At 45.2% G+C, this 19,247-nt stretch carries 16 protein-coding genes; 10 read left to right on the top strand and 6 right to left on the bottom strand.

Annotated features, from left to right (window positions below; translation table 11 throughout):
- The first annotated feature begins 36 nt into the window (after positions 1-36).
- Positions 37-420: a hypothetical protein gene (locus tag ACYVE4_RS08425; RefSeq protein ID WP_460996832.1), complete on the top strand. Its 384-nt coding sequence runs from the start codon at positions 37-39 to the stop codon at positions 418-420.
- 56 nt (positions 421-476) lie between these two features.
- On the opposite strand, the gene ACYVE4_RS08420 is transcribed toward ACYVE4_RS08425, so the two are convergent.
- On the bottom strand, positions 477-1,349 hold the full coding sequence (locus ACYVE4_RS08420; RefSeq protein ID WP_460996831.1) for a lysophospholipid acyltransferase family protein: 873 nt from the start codon (positions 1,347-1,349) through the stop codon (positions 477-479).
- Positions 1,350-1,470: 121 nt separating this feature from the next.
- Here ACYVE4_RS08420 and ACYVE4_RS08415 point away from each other — a divergent pair, with 121 nt between their 5' ends.
- Together ACYVE4_RS08415 and ACYVE4_RS08410 are read left to right on the top strand one after the other, a co-directional pair.
- Entirely contained in the window at positions 1,471-2,118 is a 648-nt protein-coding gene (locus ACYVE4_RS08415) for a WbqC family protein (RefSeq protein ID WP_460996830.1), read from the top strand.
- A gap of 70 nt (positions 2,119-2,188) precedes the next feature.
- Positions 2,189-4,717, top strand: coding sequence for an ATP-dependent Clp protease ATP-binding subunit (locus tag ACYVE4_RS08410; RefSeq protein ID WP_460996829.1), 2,529 nt, complete (start codon positions 2,189-2,191; stop codon positions 4,715-4,717).
- Positions 4,718-4,833: 116 nt separating this feature from the next.
- Here ACYVE4_RS08410 and ACYVE4_RS08405 read toward each other — a convergent pair whose 3' ends face one another.
- Together ACYVE4_RS08405 and ACYVE4_RS08400 are read right to left on the bottom strand one after the other, a co-directional pair.
- Entirely contained in the window at positions 4,834-6,588 is a 1,755-nt protein-coding gene (locus ACYVE4_RS08405) for a GMC oxidoreductase (protein ID WP_460996828.1), read from the bottom strand.
- A gap of 112 nt (positions 6,589-6,700) precedes the next feature.
- Positions 6,701-7,459: a phosphatidylinositol-specific phospholipase C/glycerophosphodiester phosphodiesterase family protein gene (locus ACYVE4_RS08400; RefSeq protein ID WP_460996827.1), complete on the bottom strand. Its 759-nt coding sequence runs from the start codon at positions 7,457-7,459 to the stop codon at positions 6,701-6,703.
- Positions 7,460-7,695: 236 nt separating this feature from the next.
- Between ACYVE4_RS08400 and ACYVE4_RS08395 the strand changes: the two genes are divergently transcribed.
- The 3 genes from ACYVE4_RS08395 (at position 7,696) to ACYVE4_RS08385 (ending at position 12,106) form a co-directional block, all read left to right on the top strand.
- A complete protein-coding gene (locus ACYVE4_RS08395; protein WP_460996826.1) occupies positions 7,696-8,904 on the top strand; it encodes an outer membrane beta-barrel protein in 1,209 nt (402 codons plus the stop codon).
- A 206-nt stretch (positions 8,905-9,110) separates the two neighbouring features.
- Positions 9,111-9,857 carry a 3-oxoacyl-[acyl-carrier-protein] reductase gene (gene fabG, locus ACYVE4_RS08390; RefSeq protein ID WP_460996825.1) on the top strand — a complete coding sequence of 249 codons (747 nt, stop codon included), beginning with the start codon at positions 9,111-9,113 and terminating at the stop codon, positions 9,855-9,857.
- Between the two features lie 131 nt (positions 9,858-9,988).
- The gene (locus tag ACYVE4_RS08385; protein ID WP_460996824.1) at positions 9,989-12,106 is read left to right on the top strand and encodes a VWA domain-containing protein; all 2,118 of its coding nucleotides are present in this window, start codon (positions 9,989-9,991) and stop codon (positions 12,104-12,106) included.
- Between the two features lie 56 nt (positions 12,107-12,162).
- Here the strand turns inward: ACYVE4_RS08385 and ACYVE4_RS08380 are convergent, their stop codons facing one another.
- From ACYVE4_RS08380 to ACYVE4_RS08370, 3 genes are all read right to left on the bottom strand, one after another.
- Complete coding sequence (locus tag ACYVE4_RS08380; RefSeq protein ID WP_460996823.1) at positions 12,163-12,348, bottom strand: CsbD family protein; 186 nt, start codon at positions 12,346-12,348, stop codon at positions 12,163-12,165.
- A 58-nt stretch (positions 12,349-12,406) separates the two neighbouring features.
- Positions 12,407-13,570 (bottom strand): flavin-containing monooxygenase, encoded by a 1,164-nt coding sequence (locus tag ACYVE4_RS08375; protein WP_460996822.1) that lies wholly within the window; start codon positions 13,568-13,570, stop codon positions 12,407-12,409.
- Positions 13,571-13,641: 71 nt separating this feature from the next.
- A complete protein-coding gene (locus tag ACYVE4_RS08370) occupies positions 13,642-14,088 on the bottom strand; it encodes a DUF2147 domain-containing protein (RefSeq protein ID WP_460996821.1) in 447 nt (148 codons plus the stop codon).
- 201 nt (positions 14,089-14,289) lie between these two features.
- On the opposite strand from ACYVE4_RS08370, the gene ACYVE4_RS08365 reads away from it, so the two are divergent.
- The 4 genes from ACYVE4_RS08365 to ACYVE4_RS08350 all read left to right on the top strand — a co-directional run bounded on the left by ACYVE4_RS08365 (position 14,290) and on the right by ACYVE4_RS08350 (position 19,080).
- Entirely contained in the window at positions 14,290-14,811 is a 522-nt protein-coding gene (locus ACYVE4_RS08365; protein ID WP_460996820.1) for an acyl-CoA thioesterase, read from the top strand.
- A gap of 67 nt (positions 14,812-14,878) precedes the next feature.
- Positions 14,879-16,150 carry a dicarboxylate/amino acid:cation symporter gene (locus tag ACYVE4_RS08360; protein ID WP_460996819.1) on the top strand — a complete coding sequence of 424 codons (1,272 nt, stop codon included), beginning with the start codon at positions 14,879-14,881 and terminating at the stop codon, positions 16,148-16,150.
- Positions 16,151-16,321: 171 nt separating this feature from the next.
- On the top strand, positions 16,322-16,783 hold the full coding sequence (locus ACYVE4_RS08355; protein ID WP_460996818.1) for a hypothetical protein: 462 nt from the start codon (positions 16,322-16,324) through the stop codon (positions 16,781-16,783).
- 242 nt (positions 16,784-17,025) lie between these two features.
- Complete coding sequence (locus ACYVE4_RS08350) at positions 17,026-19,080, top strand: M3 family metallopeptidase (RefSeq protein ID WP_461040365.1); 2,055 nt, start codon at positions 17,026-17,028, stop codon at positions 19,078-19,080.
- Positions 19,081-19,247 lie beyond the last annotated feature (167 nt).

The raw sequence follows: 19,247 nt of genomic DNA, 5'->3' as shown, positions 1-19,247 counted from the left end.
TTACTGTACAACCTATTAATTAACTCAAATAACGTTATGAAAACCAAGGTATTGAGTGCATTTGCAGTTGCTTTTATGATTAGCCTGGGAGCATATGCGCAGGATTCTACAGCCGCTATGACTAAGCAGGAACGGAAAGAAATGCGTAAGCAGGAAAAGGCGGAACGAAAAGCACGTATGAAAGAAGATCTGAAAAATACAGGTCGGGCAATAGGAGAGACCGCGGACGAAGCTGCTCAGGGAGCGAAAAGTAAAGCAAAAGTTGCGGGCGAGGCTGTTGATAGTGCGGCCACTAAAACCGGACGTGCTGTTAATAAAGGATTGGATAAAGCAGAAGGAGCGATTGTTAACGAACGCGATCGCATCAAAGCAAAACGCGACTCTACAAAAGCCGAAAAAGCGCGTCGGGATACGCTATAATACTATCAGTTTTCAGGCGAGTTTGATCAAACTCGCCTGAAAACTGATACGAAATTTTATTCGAGTTTTACTTCAATTTTAGGGTATTTACCTCGCCAGTGTTTCCATCTTTTGTGTGACCAGAGCCAGTCTGATGGATTCTTACGAATTGTGGCCTCAATTAAATCGCGGTATCGATCCATAATAGCCCCAAGTGGTAAATCAGTATATGGCGGCTCGGCTATGGGTATAATTGTAACTTCATAATAGCCCCGGCGTAGACGAACCGAGTCGACATAAAACACGGGCATCTTTCGGCTACGGGCCAGTCGCTCAGCGCCTGGATAAAATGGTGAATCCCGGTGTAAAAAATCAGTCCAGTAAGCTTGCTCTGGAACGTTTGGCATTTGATCCGACATGAGCCCAATCATGCGAGGGACGTGTTTTCTGATTACCATTTGGCGGGGTAGGGCATTCATCGGCGTCGGAACAGCTCCGAAACTGGATCGCACCTCTACCATCAACTTCTCGAAAAAAGGGTTTGTTAATGGCTTATAAATGCTGTCGATTGGGATGCCATTCAACACTAGCATTCCTGGCAACCACTCCCAGTTTCCCTGATGTGAGGTCATGCCAATAACTGTCTGACCATTATTTATATATTCTTTGAGAAGTTCGGGGTTGGTTATCCGAACGCGTTGCAACATCTCTGCGGGCGAAAGAGATGGCAATTTTACAATTTCTACGAATAAATCAGCCAGATTTCTATAAAACCCTCTCATAATCACCTTAATTTCAGCAGGTGACTTTTCTGGAAAGGAAAGTCTTAAATTTTCGAGGATTACTTGTCGCCGGTAGCGGATAATATAGGCCAGTAAAAAATAGGCTATATCAGAAATACCATATAAGAGACGGAGCGGTAAACGAGATAAAAGGCGAAAAAAAGTCATTGAATAATCCTAAACAGGGCCGAAGTCAAAACCGGGTTTCAGCCAAAAATTAAAAAAATACTAAATTTAGTTGGTTGTATTGTTTTTTTGCTTTACTTGTGAACAGATACATGAGTGTTGATTGGAAACGTACCCATTAACGTCTGGCTCGGCTGGTTTGCTCATTGAACTGCATTACCTGCCCTGTATTGATTACTTGTCAGGGTTACTGAAATTCGGTGAGGTGTGGATCGAAGCACAGGAGCATTACCAAAAGCAAAGTTACAGAAATCGTTGCTACGTTCTGACGGCCAATAAGGTGGATACCCTAACTGTGCCGGTGCAACAGGGAACCCACCACTTACCCATTCGGGATCTTCGAGTGGCAAACGACCAGAACTGGCAATTGCATCACTGGCGATGCATACAGTCGGCCTACGGGAAAGCACCCTTTTTTGACTATTATGCACCCGAGTTAGAACCGATTTATCGCAAAAATTGGGCGTTTTTATTCGATCTGAATTACGAGTTGCTGACAATTTGTCTGAAATTGATGCGGGTTCGTAGCCAGATAAACCTGACAGAATGGTACTTGAAAAGCCCGTCTGCTGATTTATTGGATGCTCGATCCAGGCTAAATCCGTCAAATAGACCAGAAACGTATATATTCCATCAACCTGTTGTCTATCCACAGAATTTTGGACCCGATTTTGTACCTAATTTAAGTTGTATAGACCTGTTGTTCTGCCAGGGACCGGCCGCTTTGGACGTGTTGAAGGCCGGCCTATAGGAGTGAACAAATCCTTAAAACTCTTCGTTAGGCCAGTATAGTACGCTTACCTAAGGAGACCCTAAAACGAATGGAAGCAAAATTCTCAAACCGTGTCAAGGAAGTTATCACGCTGAGCCGAGAAGAAGCCTTGCGCTTAGGCCACGATTATATAGGCACAGAGCACCTCTTGCTGGGTATGATTCGTGAAGGTGAAGGTGTAGCCGTCGGTTTACTGAAAAAACTCGGCATTGCACTCGACGATCTCCGGGTCACAATTGAACAGGCCACGAAAGGAACTGCTACCAATAATGTGAAAAATCTGGCGAATATTCCGTTGACTCGTCAGTCGGAAAAAACCCTGAAAATCACCTATTTGGAGGCTAAGATTTTCAAAAGCCCACTCATTGGCACGGAGCATTTATTACTTTCGATTCTGCGCGATGAAGACAATGTTGCCACGCAGATTCTAAACAAATTCAATATTAATTACGAAGTCATTAAGGAGATGCTTGAATATCAATCTTCGGGAAGCCGTCCTGTGATGGGCCCCGAAACCGACGATGACGACAATGACCGAGGCATGTTTGGGGGAAGTGGCTCCAGTTCGGGCAAAGACCCAAAGGGTTCGGAGAAATCCCGGACACCTGTACTGGATAATTTCGGTCGCGACTTAACCAAACTGGCAGAAGTCGGTAAACTCGATCCTATCGTTGGTCGTGAAAAAGAAATCGAACGCGTGGCTCAAATCCTGAGTCGCCGGAAGAAAAACAACCCAATTCTGATTGGAGAGCCGGGCGTTGGTAAAACAGCTATTGCCGAAGGTCTTGCTCTACGTATTGTTCAGAAAAAAGTATCACGCGTCCTGTTTGGCAAACGTGTCGTAACCCTTGATCTGGCATCGCTCGTAGCTGGTACGAAATATCGTGGACAGTTTGAAGAGCGCATGAAGGCCGTGATGAACGAGCTGGAAAAATCGCCGGAAGTAATCCTGTTTATTGACGAATTGCATACCATCGTAGGCGCTGGTGGTGCCTCTGGATCGCTCGATGCTTCGAATATGTTCAAACCTGCTTTAGCACGGGGTGATATTCAATGTATCGGTGCTACCACGCTGGATGAATACCGTCAGTACATCGAGAAAGATGGCGCTCTGGCCCGTCGTTTCCAGATGGTGATGGTCGATGCTACGTCGATTGACGAAACCATCGAAATCCTGAACAACATCAAGGATAAATACGAGGATCACCACCACGTAAACTACACTAAAGAAGCGATTGAAGCGGCCGTGAAACTATCGGAGCGTTATATATCTGATCGTTTCCTTCCTGATAAAGCGATTGATGTATTGGACGAAGTTGGCGCTCGTGTTCACATATCCAACATTACCGTTCCTGAAGATATTCTGAAGCTTGAAGAGCAGATTGAGAATATTAAAAAGGAGAAAAATCAGGTTGTAAAGAGCCAGAAATACGAAGAAGCCGCTCAGCTTCGCGACAAGGAAAAACGCCTGATCGATCAACTGGAACGCGCTAAAGTGGCTTGGGAGGAAGATACTAAAAAGCGTCGCTACACGGTTACAGAAGAAAATGTAGCCGAAGTGGTAGCGATGATGACAGGTATTCCAGTAACCAGCGTTTCGAACGACGAAGGCAAAAAACTAGTCAACATGGGCGACGAGCTGAAAGGTCGTGTCATCGGTCAGCAGTCGGCGATTGATAAACTAGTAAAAGCCATTCAGCGGACACGTGTTGGTCTGAAAGATCCGAAGAAGCCAATTGGTTCATTCATTTTCCTCGGTCCTACGGGCGTCGGTAAAACTGAATTAGCGAAAGTACTGGCAACCTATCTCTTCGATAAAGATGATGCGTTGGTTCGGATTGATATGTCGGAGTACATGGAGAAATTCAGCGTTAGCCGACTGGTCGGCGCTCCTCCAGGCTACGTCGGTTACGAAGAAGGTGGTCAGCTGACCGAGAAAATTCGTCGGAAACCTTACAGTGTTGTGTTGTTAGATGAAATCGAAAAAGCACACCCGGATGTATTCAACATTCTGCTCCAAGTGCTCGACGATGGTATTCTGACAGACGGGTTAGGTCGACGGGTAGATTTCCGGAACACGATCATCATCATGACTTCGAACATCGGCGTTCGTGATTTGAAAGATTTCGGAGCAGGTATTGGTTTCGCGACCAAGCGTTCAGCTGAAAGCCAGGATGAATTGATGAAGAGTACGATCCAAAGTGCACTTCGGAAAGCGTTCTCGCCTGAATTCCTCAACCGTCTGGACGATGTGATCGTGTTTAATTCGCTCCAACGCGAAGACATCCACAAAATCATTGATCTTATGCTAGGCAAACTGCTGGGCCGTGTTATCAATCTCGGTTACAAAGTTGAACTGACAGATAAAGCAAAAGATTTTCTGGCTGAGAAAGGATACGATCAACAGTATGGTGCTCGTCCGTTGAGCCGGGCCATCCAACGCTATCTTGAAGATCCTGTCGCTGAAGAAATTTTGAAAGGCGAACTGAAAGAAGGAGACGTTATCATGGCCGATTACAGTGGCGAAGGTGAAAACCTGACCATTACGGTTAGAAAGCCCGAAGCAGTTGTTGAGTAAGCTTCAGACAGATTCATATAAAAAAGACCAGTCGGAAACGTCTGGTCTTTTTTGTTACGGTCAGTATAAAAAAAGCCCAATGTCAGTGGGCTTTTTTAAAATACGGTTACTCTGGATTAGATATTCTTCTGCTTCACTTGATCAATCAAGTATTCGCTGGTACGCATAGAAGCCGCAAGAATCGTCCAGGTAACGTTTTTATCACCCTGAGAAACGAACGGAGCTGCATCGACGACGAACAGATTTTTCACATCGTGTGCCTGCTGATACTTATTCAGAGCCGATTTCTGTGGATCGTTACCCATACGAACAGTACCTACTTCATGAATGATTCGGCCGGGAGCGGCTAATCCATATCCATGCGCTGTGTTAGGCCCAGGTTTATTCCCTAAAGCAATACCACCCATTGCATGGATAATTTCTTCGAATGTATCCTGCATGTGTTTGGCCTGCTTCACTTCGTAATCCGACCATTTGTAATGGAAGCGTAAGGTAGGAATTCCGTATTTATCAACTTTATCAGGATCGATTTCGCAATAGTTACTCTCGAGAGGAACCGGCTCACCGCGACCGGACATGCTGATGTAAGCACCGTAGAATCGTCGGTAATCATCTTTGAGACCTTTACCGTAACCACCTCCCGGCTTCTTTTGCCCGTCGCGGCCGGGAATCGTACCATTTAATGCTTCTATGCCACCACCAAAACCGGCGCCCGGCATGCCCATGCCACCGCCGTATTCAATATGGTACCCGCGTGGGAAGTCTAATTTTTTGTTATCAAGCCACCAGGGAGTGAAGACGTGCATACCACCAACGCCATCCTCATTGTATCGTTTCCGATCCATCAGGGCGGGCACAAATCCAGAGCGGCTGGCTCCCGTTGAATCGTTCAGGTATTTACCGACAACACCACTGCTATTAGCTAATCCATTCGGAAAACGAGCTGATTTGGAGTTTAGTAAAATACGCGCTGATTCACAGGTGCTTGCACCGAGCATAACCGCCTTAGCTCGTATAGTGATTTCAGCTAAAGTTGCCTTATCGACATAGCTAACGCCCGTTGCCAAGCCCGTAGCTGGATCGGTTAGCACTTCACGAGCCATGGCGCCATTAATCAATGTAACATTACCCGTTTTGACAGCCGGAATGCAGAGCACAGATGAGGCCGAGAAGTCGGCATACGCCTGACAGCCTCGATTACACTGGTGGCAATAAAAACACTGTCCCCGTTCTTTATTGATTGGTTTCGTCAGGATGCTCAACCGTGATGGAATAACGGGAATACCGATATTTTTACCCGCCTTACGAATCATTAACTCGTGAAGACGAGGTTTAGGTGGGGGGAGAAAAATACCATCCGGTTCGTTTGGTAAATTCTCAATCGATCCAAAAACGCCAATTAGCCGGTCTACCCGGTCGTAAAAGGGCTTCATGTCTTCGTACGTAATCGGCCAGTCGTCACCAACACCGGAAATTGAACCACGACGGAAATCGTCAGGGCCAAACCGCATCGAAATACGACCCCAGTGATTAGTTCGGCCACCGAGCATGCGGGAACGAAACCAACCGAATTCTGTACCTGGTTTGGTTGAGTAAGGTTCTCCCTCAATTTCCCAACCGCCCCAGGCCGCGTCGAAATCACCGCCTGAACGGAATTCGGTTGAAGCACCCCGTCGAGGAGATTCCCATGGCCATTTCAATTGGGTAATGTATTTCGGATCAGCTGGGTCATAATAGCCTCCTGCTTCCAGCAGCGCAACCTTGGCGCCCGCTTTGGCAAGCATATAAGCGGCCATACCGCCCCCCGCGCCAGAGCCGACGATCACGACATCGTATACGGTAGGTGCTTTTTTGATTTGTGGGATATCCATTGTCAAGGAATAAGATTAGGAAAGCGAGAGATTAATATGTTTTAATAAGTCGGATTTCTGGTAAGTTTACTGTTTTAGCTTACGAATAAGCGGCTTGTTTGCCCAAAATCGTTCATCGCATGGCTTGTACGTATTCGGTAACTTTATCCGTGTTGATGATATCAATCCCGAGTTTCTTCAACTGTTTCCAGGCATTAGGCGAATCGGGAATGGCCCAGAATCGAATGGGTTTTTTATCGTTGTGGGCGCGCTTAATAACACGCTTCAGCTTTTCGCGATCCTCATCCGACAGTTCCCCGTTCCCATCCCAGCGAGAGTATAGTTGAAAATTATCGCTAATAAGGGCAACGCGCTGGAGCGTTTCATCATCGTATACCTCGCTGGGGCGTCCGTCAAACTGAAGAAGCGGGTAATCGAAATAGTTTGGTATTTTAGGCCGATTACCGCTAATAATCACCTGGATCGACTTTGGATTGGCTGCTCGATTAAATACCGGTAGATTTTGCTGGAGCAAATTTACCAGCATAGGCAGCACCTCCGCCGGGTTGTCTTTTACATCTACGACCAAACTAAAGGTATAATCCCGATCGGCGCTGGGTTTGTCTTTATATTGCTGAAATAACTTTACGATAGGTTGCAGATATAATGAATCAAGCGTTGGCGCATTAGCCGTTGGTTTATCGTGCGAAACAACGAGTTTGCCATTTTGTAGCCAGACATCCGCTTCGATGAAATCGGCACGCTGCTCATACGCATTCGTAAATGGCTTAGGTTTTGTATAGTCGTTGTGCGCATGAATTTTTTGCGCAAGTGTAGGTAAGGGGAATAAGACCGATATTCCAACGAATATGATAAACAGAATGCGTAGCATGATGGAATTCTGAAAGATTAAGACAAGGGATGACAAAGTAAAAGGGCTCGTTTGGGAATTGCAAATAAGCTAACGAACCAGCGATTGGTCTGATTAAATTCAGTCAATATTAACAAAAATTAAGAAGAAATTGGATAAATCCTTGAGAAGAAAAAGTAGTTTACTCACCGAAAAGTAACGATCAAATTTAGGCAGTTAACTGATCTGACCTAATTAATTATTAATCACTAAATGTTATGAAAACAAAACTATTGCTCCTCTCTGGTTTACTTTACGTTAGCTATGGATTTGCGCAGACTCAAAAGGGAAATGGCATTCTGAGCGGAAATGTATCACTTAATTACAGTCAACAAACGTTGCCATTTATTGCAAGTCCTGCATCTACCAATGAAGCAACAAGATGGAACCCGATCCTGTCAATAACAGCAGGCCGCTTCTGGACTGATAACTGGATGGTTGGTTTGTCAGTATCTGGCACATATTTACGTAATAGCCAGAACCTGGAATCGAACCCGAATCAAACGTATTCTGCCTCTCAATTGTCAATTTCAGCAACGCCGTTTGTACGTCGATATTGGGAGATAAACACCTTTTATCTGTTTGCCGGAGCAGGTTTGTCTGCTGTATTTGGTAACAATAAGCAACCTTATTTTAACGCGAATGGGCAATTGATCGAGGTAAGACGAAAGGAGTCCTTTGTCGCAATTAGCCCAAAACTAGAGGTGGGGGTGAATTACTTTGTAAGCAATCGATTGGCGCTTCAACTTTTGGCCAGTTCGAATGCTATGCCCATTACTATTTCGGGGCTCAGTGCCGGACTAATATACTGGACTGGCTCCAGTCGAAGGAATGACCAGCTGGAGGAACGAGCTAATCCCCAAACTGAACCGGGCAGGTGGGTTCTGGAAGGTGGCTTTTCGATGAATAGGCAGAATACGAACCAAGTGGCAACACCTGGCAACGTGGCGTATGAATCGACGTATGGTAATTACAATGTCAATCCATCTATTGGGTTTTTTATCAAAAAAAATAGTCTCATCGGCTTAACAATTCCCGTTTCTTATGTGACAAATAAAGTTGTAACGTCTAGTTCGCCAACTACCACATCCAATACTAATGAGACATGGGTAGTTGGTCTTTCACCCTATTTTCAACATTACTGGAGTTCGACACGATTTACCCCATTCACTCGCGTAAATGTTGGTTACGCGAACTATAGTTCGGGGTCATCCAATGGCCAATACATGAATGGCGGACTGGCCGTTGGATTCGCGTACATGGCTGGAGAGCGATTCATTATCGAAACTTCATTTGCTGATGCGTCAATCGTCTATCAGTTATCAGACCAGTCATCTAGTCAGACTAAAACAAAGACGTGGGATGCAGGTATTAAGGTCGGGCTGGCTGGGAATTTTGCCATTCGTTATGTACTTCGTAACAGATAAAAGAGGTAAGCTATCAGCTCAAATTCTTGGTCTGAACATGCCTGTTTTTGACTCCCTTATCTTTTACCCATTCATGGAAATTGTCTTGCTGTTTGCCTCTAAAACGCTATTTTTGACCTTAGTTACCTATAGAATGGCAATTCAGAATGAGTAAGTATGTATCGTAATTGTCATTATATAGTAATCATTTACCTTATTCGTTAAAAATGAGTTTACTGCAAGGAAAAGTTGCTTTGATTACGGGCGCATCGCGCGGAATTGGTCGGGCTATGGCCCAGAAATTTGCCCAGGAAGGCGCTACTGTTGCCTTTACCTACCTATCGAGTGTTGAAAAAGGGCAGGCGTTGGAAAATGAACTTAAGGAATTTGGCGGGCAGGTAAAAGGGTATCGTTCAGATGCGTCCAATTATCAGGCAGCCGAAGAGCTTGTTGCTCAGGTAATTGCTGATTTTGGCAAGCTGGACATTCTTATCAATAATGCCGGTATCACCAAAGATGGCCTACTGATGCGTATGTCTGAAGAACAATGGGATACCGTAATTAACGTTAATTTAAAGTCCGTCTTTAACCTGACAAAAGCGGCTACTAAGCCGATGATGAAAGCAAAAGCCGGTTCTATTATCAATATCACATCCGTTGTAGGTATCCGGGGTAATGCGGGGCAGGCTAACTACGCAGCTTCGAAAGCTGGGATTATTGGTTTTACTAAATCGGTTGCACTAGAGTTGGGTTCGCGGAATATCCGATCCAATGCTATTGCACCCGGATTTATCGAAACTGAAATGACCGACGAAATCAATGAGAAGGCCCTCGAAGAATGGAAACAACAGATTCCAATGAAACGTGGTGGCCAAGCCAGTGAAGTAGCCGATTGCGCTGTTTTTCTGGCGTCTGATCTCTCCCGATATATTACTGGCCAGGTACTTCAAGTGGATGGCGGAATGCTTACTTAGTAATGAGTGATGAACGATGAACGATAAGTGATGAATGATGATCAGACCGTTCGAAGAGTACTGTCTAGATAGAAGCTTATTTATCAATTATCACTCATCCTTCATCGTTCATCGCTTATCTCTCATTTAGAATGGATTTTATTTTTCAATCGTCGCCCTGGTGGATTTTTGTATGCCTGCTTGTTGGGGCAGCCTATGCATTTGCGATGTATCAGCCGTTGCCTCGTTTAGCTGGTAGTGGTGTGACAGTTGGTGGTTTCGACAAGCGGACAACATATGGTCTAGCGGCCTTGCGCTTTATCATCGTCAGTTTTCTATGCTTTTTGTTAGTCAATCCACTGATTCGCAGCCTACGAACGCTAACCGAAAAGCCGAAGGTTGTATTAGCCATCGATAACTCGGAATCCGTAGCAGCAGCCGGGCGTCCTAATCTAAATCGGGCGTTGGCTGGCGTACAGACATTGCGTCAACAATTAGCAGATAAAGGGTTGGATGTGTCAGTCCGAACGTTTGGCGATACCGTTACCGACGGCGATCTGACACAGATTCCATTTACAAGACGAACCACGGACCTTGCTGGTTTGCTATCCGGTATCCGGTCCGATTTTGAAGGGCGAAATCTAACCGATGTTGTTTTAATTTCTGATGGAATTTTCAACCAGGGCGTGTCGCCTACGTTTGGGCAATATCCATTTGCGATACAGACGGTTGGCTTAGGCGATACAATACCTAAACGCGATATTCAGCTTAAAGGCATTATTGCGAACCGAATTGCCTACTTGGGAAACCAGTTTCCAGTGCAGGCTGAAATCGTCAGCAATGGGTTTCAGGGGCGGAGCGCTGCCGTCGTATTACGTCAGAATGGAAAAGAGCTGGGCCGCCAGTCGGTTAATTTCGGAAAGAACGATACGTTTAATCAGGTAACGTTTCAGACAACAGCTACCCAAAAAGGTGTTCAACATTATGTGATAGAGGTGTTGCCGCAGTCGGGTGAATTTAGCACACGAAATAATCGGCAGGATGTTTATCTGGACGTGATTGATGGGAAAGAAAAAGTACTATTGCTGGCACTGGCTCCCCATCCAGATATAAAAGCAATCCGCAATATTCTGGAACGGAATCAAAATTACGAACTGGATATCCGGATTTTAACGGGTACGGCTGCCGATGCGACCCCTCCTGCTGAGAAAACCTACGATCTGATAATTCTGCATCAAATTCCTGATAATGGGGGAGTAGGAAATGCCCTGGTTCAGAAGTATTTTGCTAACAATACCCCCGTATTATTTGTGTTAGGGAATCAGTCTTCACTGGGGCCGTTTAATACATCGAATTCGGTAATGCAGATAAATGCACAACCGAACCAGAGTGATAAAGTGACAGGGTTCTTTAATCAGGAATTCCGTCAATTGAATCTTGATCCGTCCCGGCTTGATATCCTGTCTAAATTTCCCCCTTTGTTGGCTCCTTACGGCGATTTCCGACTTCAACCGGGTAGCGAAGTTGTCTTGTGGCAACAAGTAGGAAGTGTTCGTACTACTAAACCATTGTTGGCACTCAATGTGACGAGTCCTCGTAAAACAGCTGTATTGGCAGGAGAGGGGATATGGGCCTGGCGGCTGGAGGAATACGCTCTAACCGACAAACAGGAGGTGGTCGATGAATTATTTCAGAAGGTTATTCAGTTGATTTCGGTAAAAGAAGATCGGCGGAAACTACGTGTATATCCGATTCGTAATGAGTTTGTGGCGGGCGAAAAAGTCATTTTTGAAACCGAATTATACAATGATATTTATGAGCGGCTGTTCGATAAACCTGTTCGACTGGAAATCAGCGATGAAAAAGGGGTAACTCGCTCGTACAATTATACACCTACGGCGGCCAACAGCCGTTTCGAGATCAGTCGATTGCCCGAAGGAGCTTACAGGTTCAAAGCGACCGTGAGCATTAACAATAAAGCCGAACAATCGTTGGGGCAATTCGTCGTTCGGGATCTTCAACTTGAAGCCGTTAACACGACTGCCGATCACGGCTTGCTTCGGCAACTGGCTCAGCAAACAGGCGGTCAATTTTACACGACCAGCCGAATCGATAATTTAGTCAATACCCTGACAAATCGGTCCCACCCAGCCCGGTTGACCAGTACAGAAGAGATGAACGAGCTGATTAACTGGCGTTGGTTATTCTTCGTAGTGCTTGCATTGGCTGCCGTGGAATGGGGTTTACGTAAATTCTATGGTGGCTACTAAAAGCAAAACGCCGAAACTTGAGAAAGTTTCGGCGTTTTTATGTATAAATAAGCGGATTATAAGTCAGCAACTGCTTTCTTAATCTCGTCTTTGGTTTTACCTGTTTTTTGCTGGATTTTACCCCACATTTCATCTTCCTGCCCTTCCTGATAGGTTAGATCATCATCGGTAAGATCGCCGTAGGCTTGTTTGATCTTTCCTTTCATCTCATTCCAGGCTCCTTTTACTGTGGTCTCATTCATGACTGTAGTGTTTATAACGTTGATTAATTTAAGTAATCTTCTGATTACATAAATAGAACTATGCAGAGATGAAATTGTTTTCGACCAGGTGATTCGCAATACGTTCCGAATCAATATTCAGCTGATAAAGAACGCCCGTAACGGGTACCGAAAAGCCCAGAAAATATAATCCTTCTAATGGTAGTTTATTGAACCACAGACTTTTAGGATAACCGCGCTCATTTAGAATTTGTGTAGTGATTTTCTCGTCGAAAAAAGCGGAAAGTCCCGGTCGATAGCCTGTCGCCAGAATCATGGCATCGAACGGAAATTCGCGACCATCGACGAACGTAACCGATTTCGCATTAATCTGAGAAATATCTGGCAGCACCGTAATGCTTCCTGCTTTGATCTGGTCAAGGGTGCCGATATCGATAAGCGGTGTTCGACCGCGACGACTATCGTAAGATGGTGGATGCGCTGGTTTCCCTAATCCATAAGCTGAAACGTCACCAACGGTCATCTTTTGCGAGAAGCCGACCAATATATCACACAGCCAGTTCGGAAGCTTCCCTAAGAGAATGGCTGTTTTCTGAACAGGGCGACCAAATATTTCTCGTCGGATAATATTAATTGGTCTACGCACCGAAATAAACGGGTTTGCTCCATGCTCCAATAAATCAAGAGCTAGTTCTGCTCCTGTATTGCCCATTCCGACAACCAGCACATTTTCCTCGCGAAACGCAGCCCCATTCCGATATTCATGGCTATGCCAGACTATGCCCCGAAAATTTCGCTGACCTGGCAATTCTGGTTTATTGGGAACACGATTGTAGCCGGTAGCTATGATAACCTGTCTGGCAGTAAATGTATCGGTTTCAGTTTGTACGGTCCAATCAATTGAATGGTCATTCGCTGAAGAATTGCGCTGAATACGAACGACTTTCTGATTCAGTAGCGGCTTAATGGAAAAATGCTCGACATAACGTTCAAGGTATTCCACAAACTCCAATCGCGACACATACTGCGGATAAGAGGCAGGGTAAGGCAAGTGGGGCAGGGCCGAATGCTCTTTGACCGTATGCAGGTGAAGCCGGTCGTAGTGATTCCGCCAGGAATACCCGATGTATTCACTCGCTTCCAGAATCGTGAAGGGAATACCCCGATGAGCCAGTTGACCAGCAATCGCCAATCCTGCTGGCCCTGCGCCAATGATTAACGTTGTTGTGTTGTGAAGTGGCATAGTTGTAAAGTTATTGTCTGTACTAGTTGATGCAGCAACTTGACAACTTTATGATTCTATAACTTTAGAACTTATTTAATGCGCGTCCAGGTCTGGGTTTTGCCCAGGAGAGAAATGCCTACGTAGCCTCGTACCAGAAGTGTATTTGGATCCTGGAGTGTCATTTTGCAATTGTATTCCTTACCATCTTCAGGATTGTAGATCTTTCCATCGCTCCAGACATTACCACCATCGTACTTGAAATTGTACATCAGGACCATATTCATCAATGGCCGGGATCGTTTGGAGGCATCTGTATTTTTTTCATCGGTTCGGGGCTTGCCATTGGCATCCGTAGGCTGTCCCAGCCAAACGAGCTTCCCAAAATACGTACCTCCCTGTTTATAAATCTGGACATGCCCTTTTTTTGTGCCGTTCAGCCAGGTACCTACTACAGCATCGGAATCATCAGAAGGAGCAAAAGCGGTGAGGCCAAGGAATAACACAAGCAGGGGCAATACATAACGAACAACTTTCATAAGTGCTTAGGAATTAAAAGAAACCGGCATTTTTGATGTACTAACGTAAATATTGCACAAAAATTCTGAACCAGGATTTGTATGAGTAGACTGATTTGCCAGATTTTGTTTAACATTGACTTTGGATGTTAGTTTCGACAAATCCTCATTTCGACAAAATCATAGTCTTCAGTTAAATCATGCAAATCCTGGTTCTGACTTATGTTTCATCGCGATCCTAACCGTATCTACCCAACCGAAACGGAATCGAGGGTTATTATCCGTTTCCAGGATTGTGATCCCCTCCAGCATCTTAATAATGCTAAGTATTTCGATTACTACTTTAATGCTCGTGAAGATCAGGTGGCTAAATTGTACGATTTTAGTCCCGGCCAATTGTTTCGGGAGTTGAAAACGAGTTGGGTCGTTTACCAGCATCAGATTGCGTATATCCGGCCAGCATTAGTGAGTGAATGGATTCGGATTATGTCGCGGCTTATTTACTTCAACGAAGACACGACCGTAACGGAATACATCATGACCGATGATGGTAAAACCCATCTCAAAAATGCACTTTGGGTAACGTCGAAATACGTCAGCGTAGCAACGGGTAAACGTATTCCGCATGACGAGCGCGTGACGGAACTGCTCCAGACGATACTGGTTCCTAACATTGACTTTTTGAATCTCAACTTTAACGACCGAATTCGCGAAATCAAGCATCAGGTTTTACCCCTTAAATAGTGATGAGCGATAAGTGATGAGTAAATAAAACTCATCGTTCATCACTCATCGTTCATCGTTTCCCCTTATGAAACTCCTCAATAATCTCACCGTACGTGTGCTGATTGCCATTACGTTAGGTATTCTAACCGGCTATTTCTTTCCGGAAACAGCCTCGAAATTGAAGCCACTGGGCGATCTGTTCATTAGCCTGATTAAAATGGTCATTCCTCCCATCATCTTCCTGACCATCGTGTTAGGAATCAGTAATATGGGAGATTTGAAAAAAGTGGGTCGCGTAGGAGGAAAGGCGTTACTTTACTTCGAAATCGTAACAACGGGGGCCTTAGCGATTGGGTTAATTCTGGCCAATCTCATTCGCCCTGGTGATGGAGTGCAAACTGCTGCGGTAAAAGGTGGGGATATTAGCAAATACACTGAGCAGGGCGCTGAAATGGACTGGACAGAATTCTTTCTGCACATCGTTCCAGGCAACGCAATCAAAGCTTTTGCTGATGGTGATATTTTGCAGGTATTGGTTTTTTCGATTCTGTTCGGCGTTGGCTTAACTCGCATGGGCGAAACAGGAAAACCACTGATTCAGACGTTTGAGCGACTTTCGAAAGTGTTTTTCAATATTCTGGGTGTGGTCATGGTATTGGCTCCGCTGGGCGCTTTTGGCGGGATGGCCTTCACCATTGGCAAATATGGGCTTAGTACGTTGCTACCATTAGCCAAGTTGATGGGAACGGTATATGCCACGATGATCCTGTTCATTTTTATTGTCCTGAATTTGCTGTTGCGGTACTACAAAATCAGCCTGTGGGCGGTTCTGAAATTCATAAAGGAAGAATTGCTGATTGTGCTTGGAACCTCATCGTCAGAGTCGGCGCTTCCTCAGATCATGGACAAACTTGAATCGCTTGGGTGCTCGCGATCTGTGGTGGGGCTAGTGGTGCCAGCGGGTTACTCATTTAATTTGGATGGGACAACCATCTACCTCGTTATGGCGACGGTTTTTCTGGCCCAGGTTTTCGGAGTAGATCTGACTTTAGGTCAGGAACTAACAATTATTGGTATTCTGATGGTGACTTCAAAAGGGGCAGCAGGCGTAACAGGGAGTGGTTTTATTGTATTGGCCAGTACATTGACAGCCATCAAAGTTATACCAGTAGAAGGGCTTGCCTTACTTTTGGGCGTAGATCGGTTCATGTCGGAAGCGCGCTCGATCACGAATATTATTGGCAATACAGTTGCAACAATTTTTATTGCCAACAACGAAAATGAATTCGATCGGGAGAAATACAATCAGGTGTTGAAAGGTCAAAACAAGACTGAATTGGCGGAGTATAAGTATTAGATTGACATTTGGTCATTGTGAGGGTTGAGATTGGTTGATGCATCAAGCATTGTTTGAGCATTAGCCAATCTCAACCCTCTACCTTTTTTATACATATTCAGAGATTAAATTAAACCATTTCGTGGCAGATTGTTCAAAGAGGCAAATACAACCTGAAAACAAGTAACAGCCATGAAAAAAGTACTGCTGACAGCCGCAACCCTGATAGCCCTTCTATCCACCACCTCTTTTGCCCAACGTTACGGTTACCCAAATCCTACTAATTACCCTCCGCAGCCTGGGTATAACCAAGGTTATGGCCAGCCGAACTACAACTACGACTATGATGATTACCAGTTCGACCGCCATCTTGACTGGTGGGATCGAGAATTGAATTTGTCTCGTCGCCAGGAGCGTGAAATCCGACGGATCCGGAATCGTTTTGAACGAGAAACCCAGGGAATGGATTTTCGAAACCCCCGTCAACGTGATTTCCTTCGCCAGGCCCGTCAGCAAGAATTTTTTGATATGATGGCTGTGCTAAGCCCTGATCAACGAGATCGGGTAATTGATCGGATGCGTCCTTATGATCGGTCAGCTGGCCGCGGACGTGGATATGGAAACAGACCTGGTTATGGCCCGTATCGCTATTGAGTATAGGAAGGGAGTGTTGAAAAAGCCGACCAAGTTGGTCGGCTTTTTTTGTTTCCAGTCAACCTGAATAGCAACCGTCTGGGCAACAATGCGTTGATTAATTTGTCTTTCCTTCGTATTTTTTCAGGAAACTCATTTTGCAAAACTGTATGTTTATCCATCAACGAATTAAACAAATTGGCATAGGGCTGTCTGTTGTTGCTACGGCAACGTTTGCTCAGCCATCGCCACCTCAACTCAAAATGCCGCAAAATCCATTTTTAGTACCGTATTCAACCCCTCACCAAACGGCCCCATTCGACAAGATTAGCAATGCCGATTATTTGCCTGCTTTACAGGAGGGTATGACGCAGGGTCGTAGCGAAATCGCTGCCATTGTCGCTAATCCGGAGAAACCGACGTTTGAAAACACCATCGTTGCCCTGGAACGCTCGGGCGATTTACTCAGTAAAGTAACCTCGGTGTTGTTTAACTTAAATAGCGCTGAAACTACGCCCGAACTCCAGAAAATCGTAAAGGAAGCCTCTCCATTGCTGAGTGAATACCGGAACGATATTTCGCTAAATGATAAGCTATTTGCGCGCGTCAAAGCCGTTTACGATCAGCGTGCTAGTCTGAAACTGAACTCTGAGAGCGCAATGCTGCTGGAGAAAAGTTATAAAGGCTTTGCCCGAAACGGGGCTAATCTGGATGCAAAAGGCAAAGAACGTTTACGGGCCATCGACAAAGAACTTTCGCAGTTATCGCTTCAGTTCAACGAAAATGTGCTGAACGAGACGAATGAGTTCATGATGCACGTAACGAACGAAAAAGACCTTGCCGGACTACCCGAATACGTTCGCGAAGCGGCTAAAGCAACCGCGAAACAGAAAGGGGAAAAAGGCGAATCCACGCCGGGCTGGGTGTTTACGTTGCAGGCTCCAAGTTACGGGCCATTTATGCAGTATGCCGATAATCGTGAGCTGCGTAAAAAGATGTTTATGGCCTTCAACGCTCGTGGTTTTCATGGCGATAAAAATGATAATTCAGCGATTATCGAGAAAACGATTAATCTGCGTTACGAACGAGCCAACTTACTGGGTTACAAAACTCACGCCGATTTTGTGCTGGAGGAAAGCATGGCTGGTTCCCGAGCCAAAGTGCAGGGTTTTCTGGACGAGCTGGTCACCTACGCCCGCCCAGCCGCTGAACGTCAGCTAGACGAATTGACGACCTACGCCAAAGCACATGGATTCACTGAAGATAAATTGCAAGCCTGGGACAATAGTTATTTTGCCGAAAAACTGAAAAAGGAGAAATATGACCTCGACGATGAAACGCTGAAACCGTATTTCAAGCTCGAAAATGTGCTGGATGGTGCGTTTATGGTGGCTAATAAATTGTACGGTATCACCTTCAAAGAGCGCAAAGACATTCCGGTGTATAATTCCGAAGTGAAAACGTTCGACGTATTCGACAAGGATGGCAAGTTTCTGGCCGTGTTTTACGGCGACTACTTTCCCCGTCAGGGCAAACGCAGCGGAGCGTGGATGAACGATGTGCAGGGGCAAAAAGTGGAAAAAGGTGAAAATATCCGCCCACACATTGTAAATGTCTGCAACTTCACCCGCCCAACCGAAACCAAGCCTTCACTGCTGACTTTCCACGAAGTTACAACGCTGTTTCATGAGTTCGGGCATGGATTGCACGGTATGCTGGCCAACGGCACCTACGAGAGCCTGAGCGGTACGAGCGTTCCCCGTGATTTTGTTGAGTTGCCTTCACAGGTAATGGAAAACTGGTGCTATGATCCTGAAGCACTAAAACTCTTTGCGAAACATTACCAGACGGGTGAAGTCATTCCAAATGAGTTGATTGAAAAAATCCGGGCGAGTCAAAACTTCCTGGCTGGATTGGCAAACTTACGTCAACTACGGTTTGGCCTTGTTGATATGTATTATCACGGTCAGAAACCAACGGGCGAAACCATTTCTCAGGTTGAAAATAAAGTAGATTCAGTAGCAAATTTATTCCCTCGTGTTGAGGGTGTTGCGTTCAGTCCATCGTTCCAGCACATTTTTGCCGGTGGGTATTCTGCAGGCTATTATAGCTACAAATGGAGCGAAGTATTGGATGCCGATGCTTTTGAATTCTTTAAAGAAAAAGGCGGACTGGAAAATAAAGCAGCAGCTGATAGTTTCCGAAAAAATGTATTGGAGAAAGGAGGAAGTGAGAAACCAATGGAATTGTATAAAAAATTCCGTGGTCGCGAACCATCGCCAAAAGCAATGCTTCGACGAAGTGGATTGATTTTATAAACGAAATGGGGTGTCTGAAATCAGACGCCCCATTTCGTTTAGGACTGTTTTTTTAATACAGTTTTTTGTCATTCATACGTGAGGAGTAATCTCAAATTTGACTAATACGCGACTTCGAGATTCCTCCTCTCATCTGAATGACAAAATGCCCTACAATAAGTATTGAG

This window comes from Spirosoma harenae (genome assembly GCF_054776975.1).
Note: the sequence above shows the minus strand (reverse complement) of the source record. Positions and strands in the feature narration are given on the sequence as shown.

What these genes read in the sequence shown, in the direction of transcription:
- ACYVE4_RS08425 (WP_460996832.1), top strand. Translation starts at nt 37, where the DNA reads ATGAAAACCAAGGTATTGAGTGCATTTGCAGTTGCTTTTATGATTAGC.
- ACYVE4_RS08420 (WP_460996831.1), bottom strand. Translation starts at nt 1,349, where the DNA reads ATGACTTTTTTTCGCCTTTTATCTCGTTTACCGCTCCGTCTCTTATAT.
- ACYVE4_RS08410 (WP_460996829.1), top strand. Translation starts at nt 2,189, where the DNA reads ATGGAAGCAAAATTCTCAAACCGTGTCAAGGAAGTTATCACGCTGAGC.
- ACYVE4_RS08405 (WP_460996828.1), bottom strand. Translation starts at nt 6,588, where the DNA reads ATGGATATCCCACAAATCAAAAAAGCACCTACCGTATACGATGTCGTG.
- ACYVE4_RS08400 (WP_460996827.1), bottom strand. Translation starts at nt 7,459, where the DNA reads ATGCTACGCATTCTGTTTATCATATTCGTTGGAATATCGGTCTTATTC.
- ACYVE4_RS08395 (WP_460996826.1), top strand. Translation starts at nt 7,696, where the DNA reads ATGAAAACAAAACTATTGCTCCTCTCTGGTTTACTTTACGTTAGCTAT.
- fabG (WP_460996825.1), top strand. Translation starts at nt 9,111, where the DNA reads ATGAGTTTACTGCAAGGAAAAGTTGCTTTGATTACGGGCGCATCGCGC.
- ACYVE4_RS08385 (WP_460996824.1), top strand. Translation starts at nt 9,989, where the DNA reads ATGGATTTTATTTTTCAATCGTCGCCCTGGTGGATTTTTGTATGCCTG.
- ACYVE4_RS08380 (WP_460996823.1), bottom strand. Translation starts at nt 12,348, where the DNA reads ATGAATGAGACCACAGTAAAAGGAGCCTGGAATGAGATGAAAGGAAAG.
- ACYVE4_RS08375 (WP_460996822.1), bottom strand. Translation starts at nt 13,570, where the DNA reads ATGCCACTTCACAACACAACAACGTTAATCATTGGCGCAGGGCCAGCA.
- ACYVE4_RS08370 (WP_460996821.1), bottom strand. Translation starts at nt 14,088, where the DNA reads ATGAAAGTTGTTCGTTATGTATTGCCCCTGCTTGTGTTATTCCTTGGC.
- ACYVE4_RS08365 (WP_460996820.1), top strand. Translation starts at nt 14,290, where the DNA reads ATGTTTCATCGCGATCCTAACCGTATCTACCCAACCGAAACGGAATCG.
- ACYVE4_RS08360 (WP_460996819.1), top strand. Translation starts at nt 14,879, where the DNA reads ATGAAACTCCTCAATAATCTCACCGTACGTGTGCTGATTGCCATTACG.
- ACYVE4_RS08355 (WP_460996818.1), top strand. Translation starts at nt 16,322, where the DNA reads ATGAAAAAAGTACTGCTGACAGCCGCAACCCTGATAGCCCTTCTATCC.
- ACYVE4_RS08350 (WP_461040365.1), top strand. Translation starts at nt 17,026, where the DNA reads ATGCCGCAAAATCCATTTTTAGTACCGTATTCAACCCCTCACCAAACG.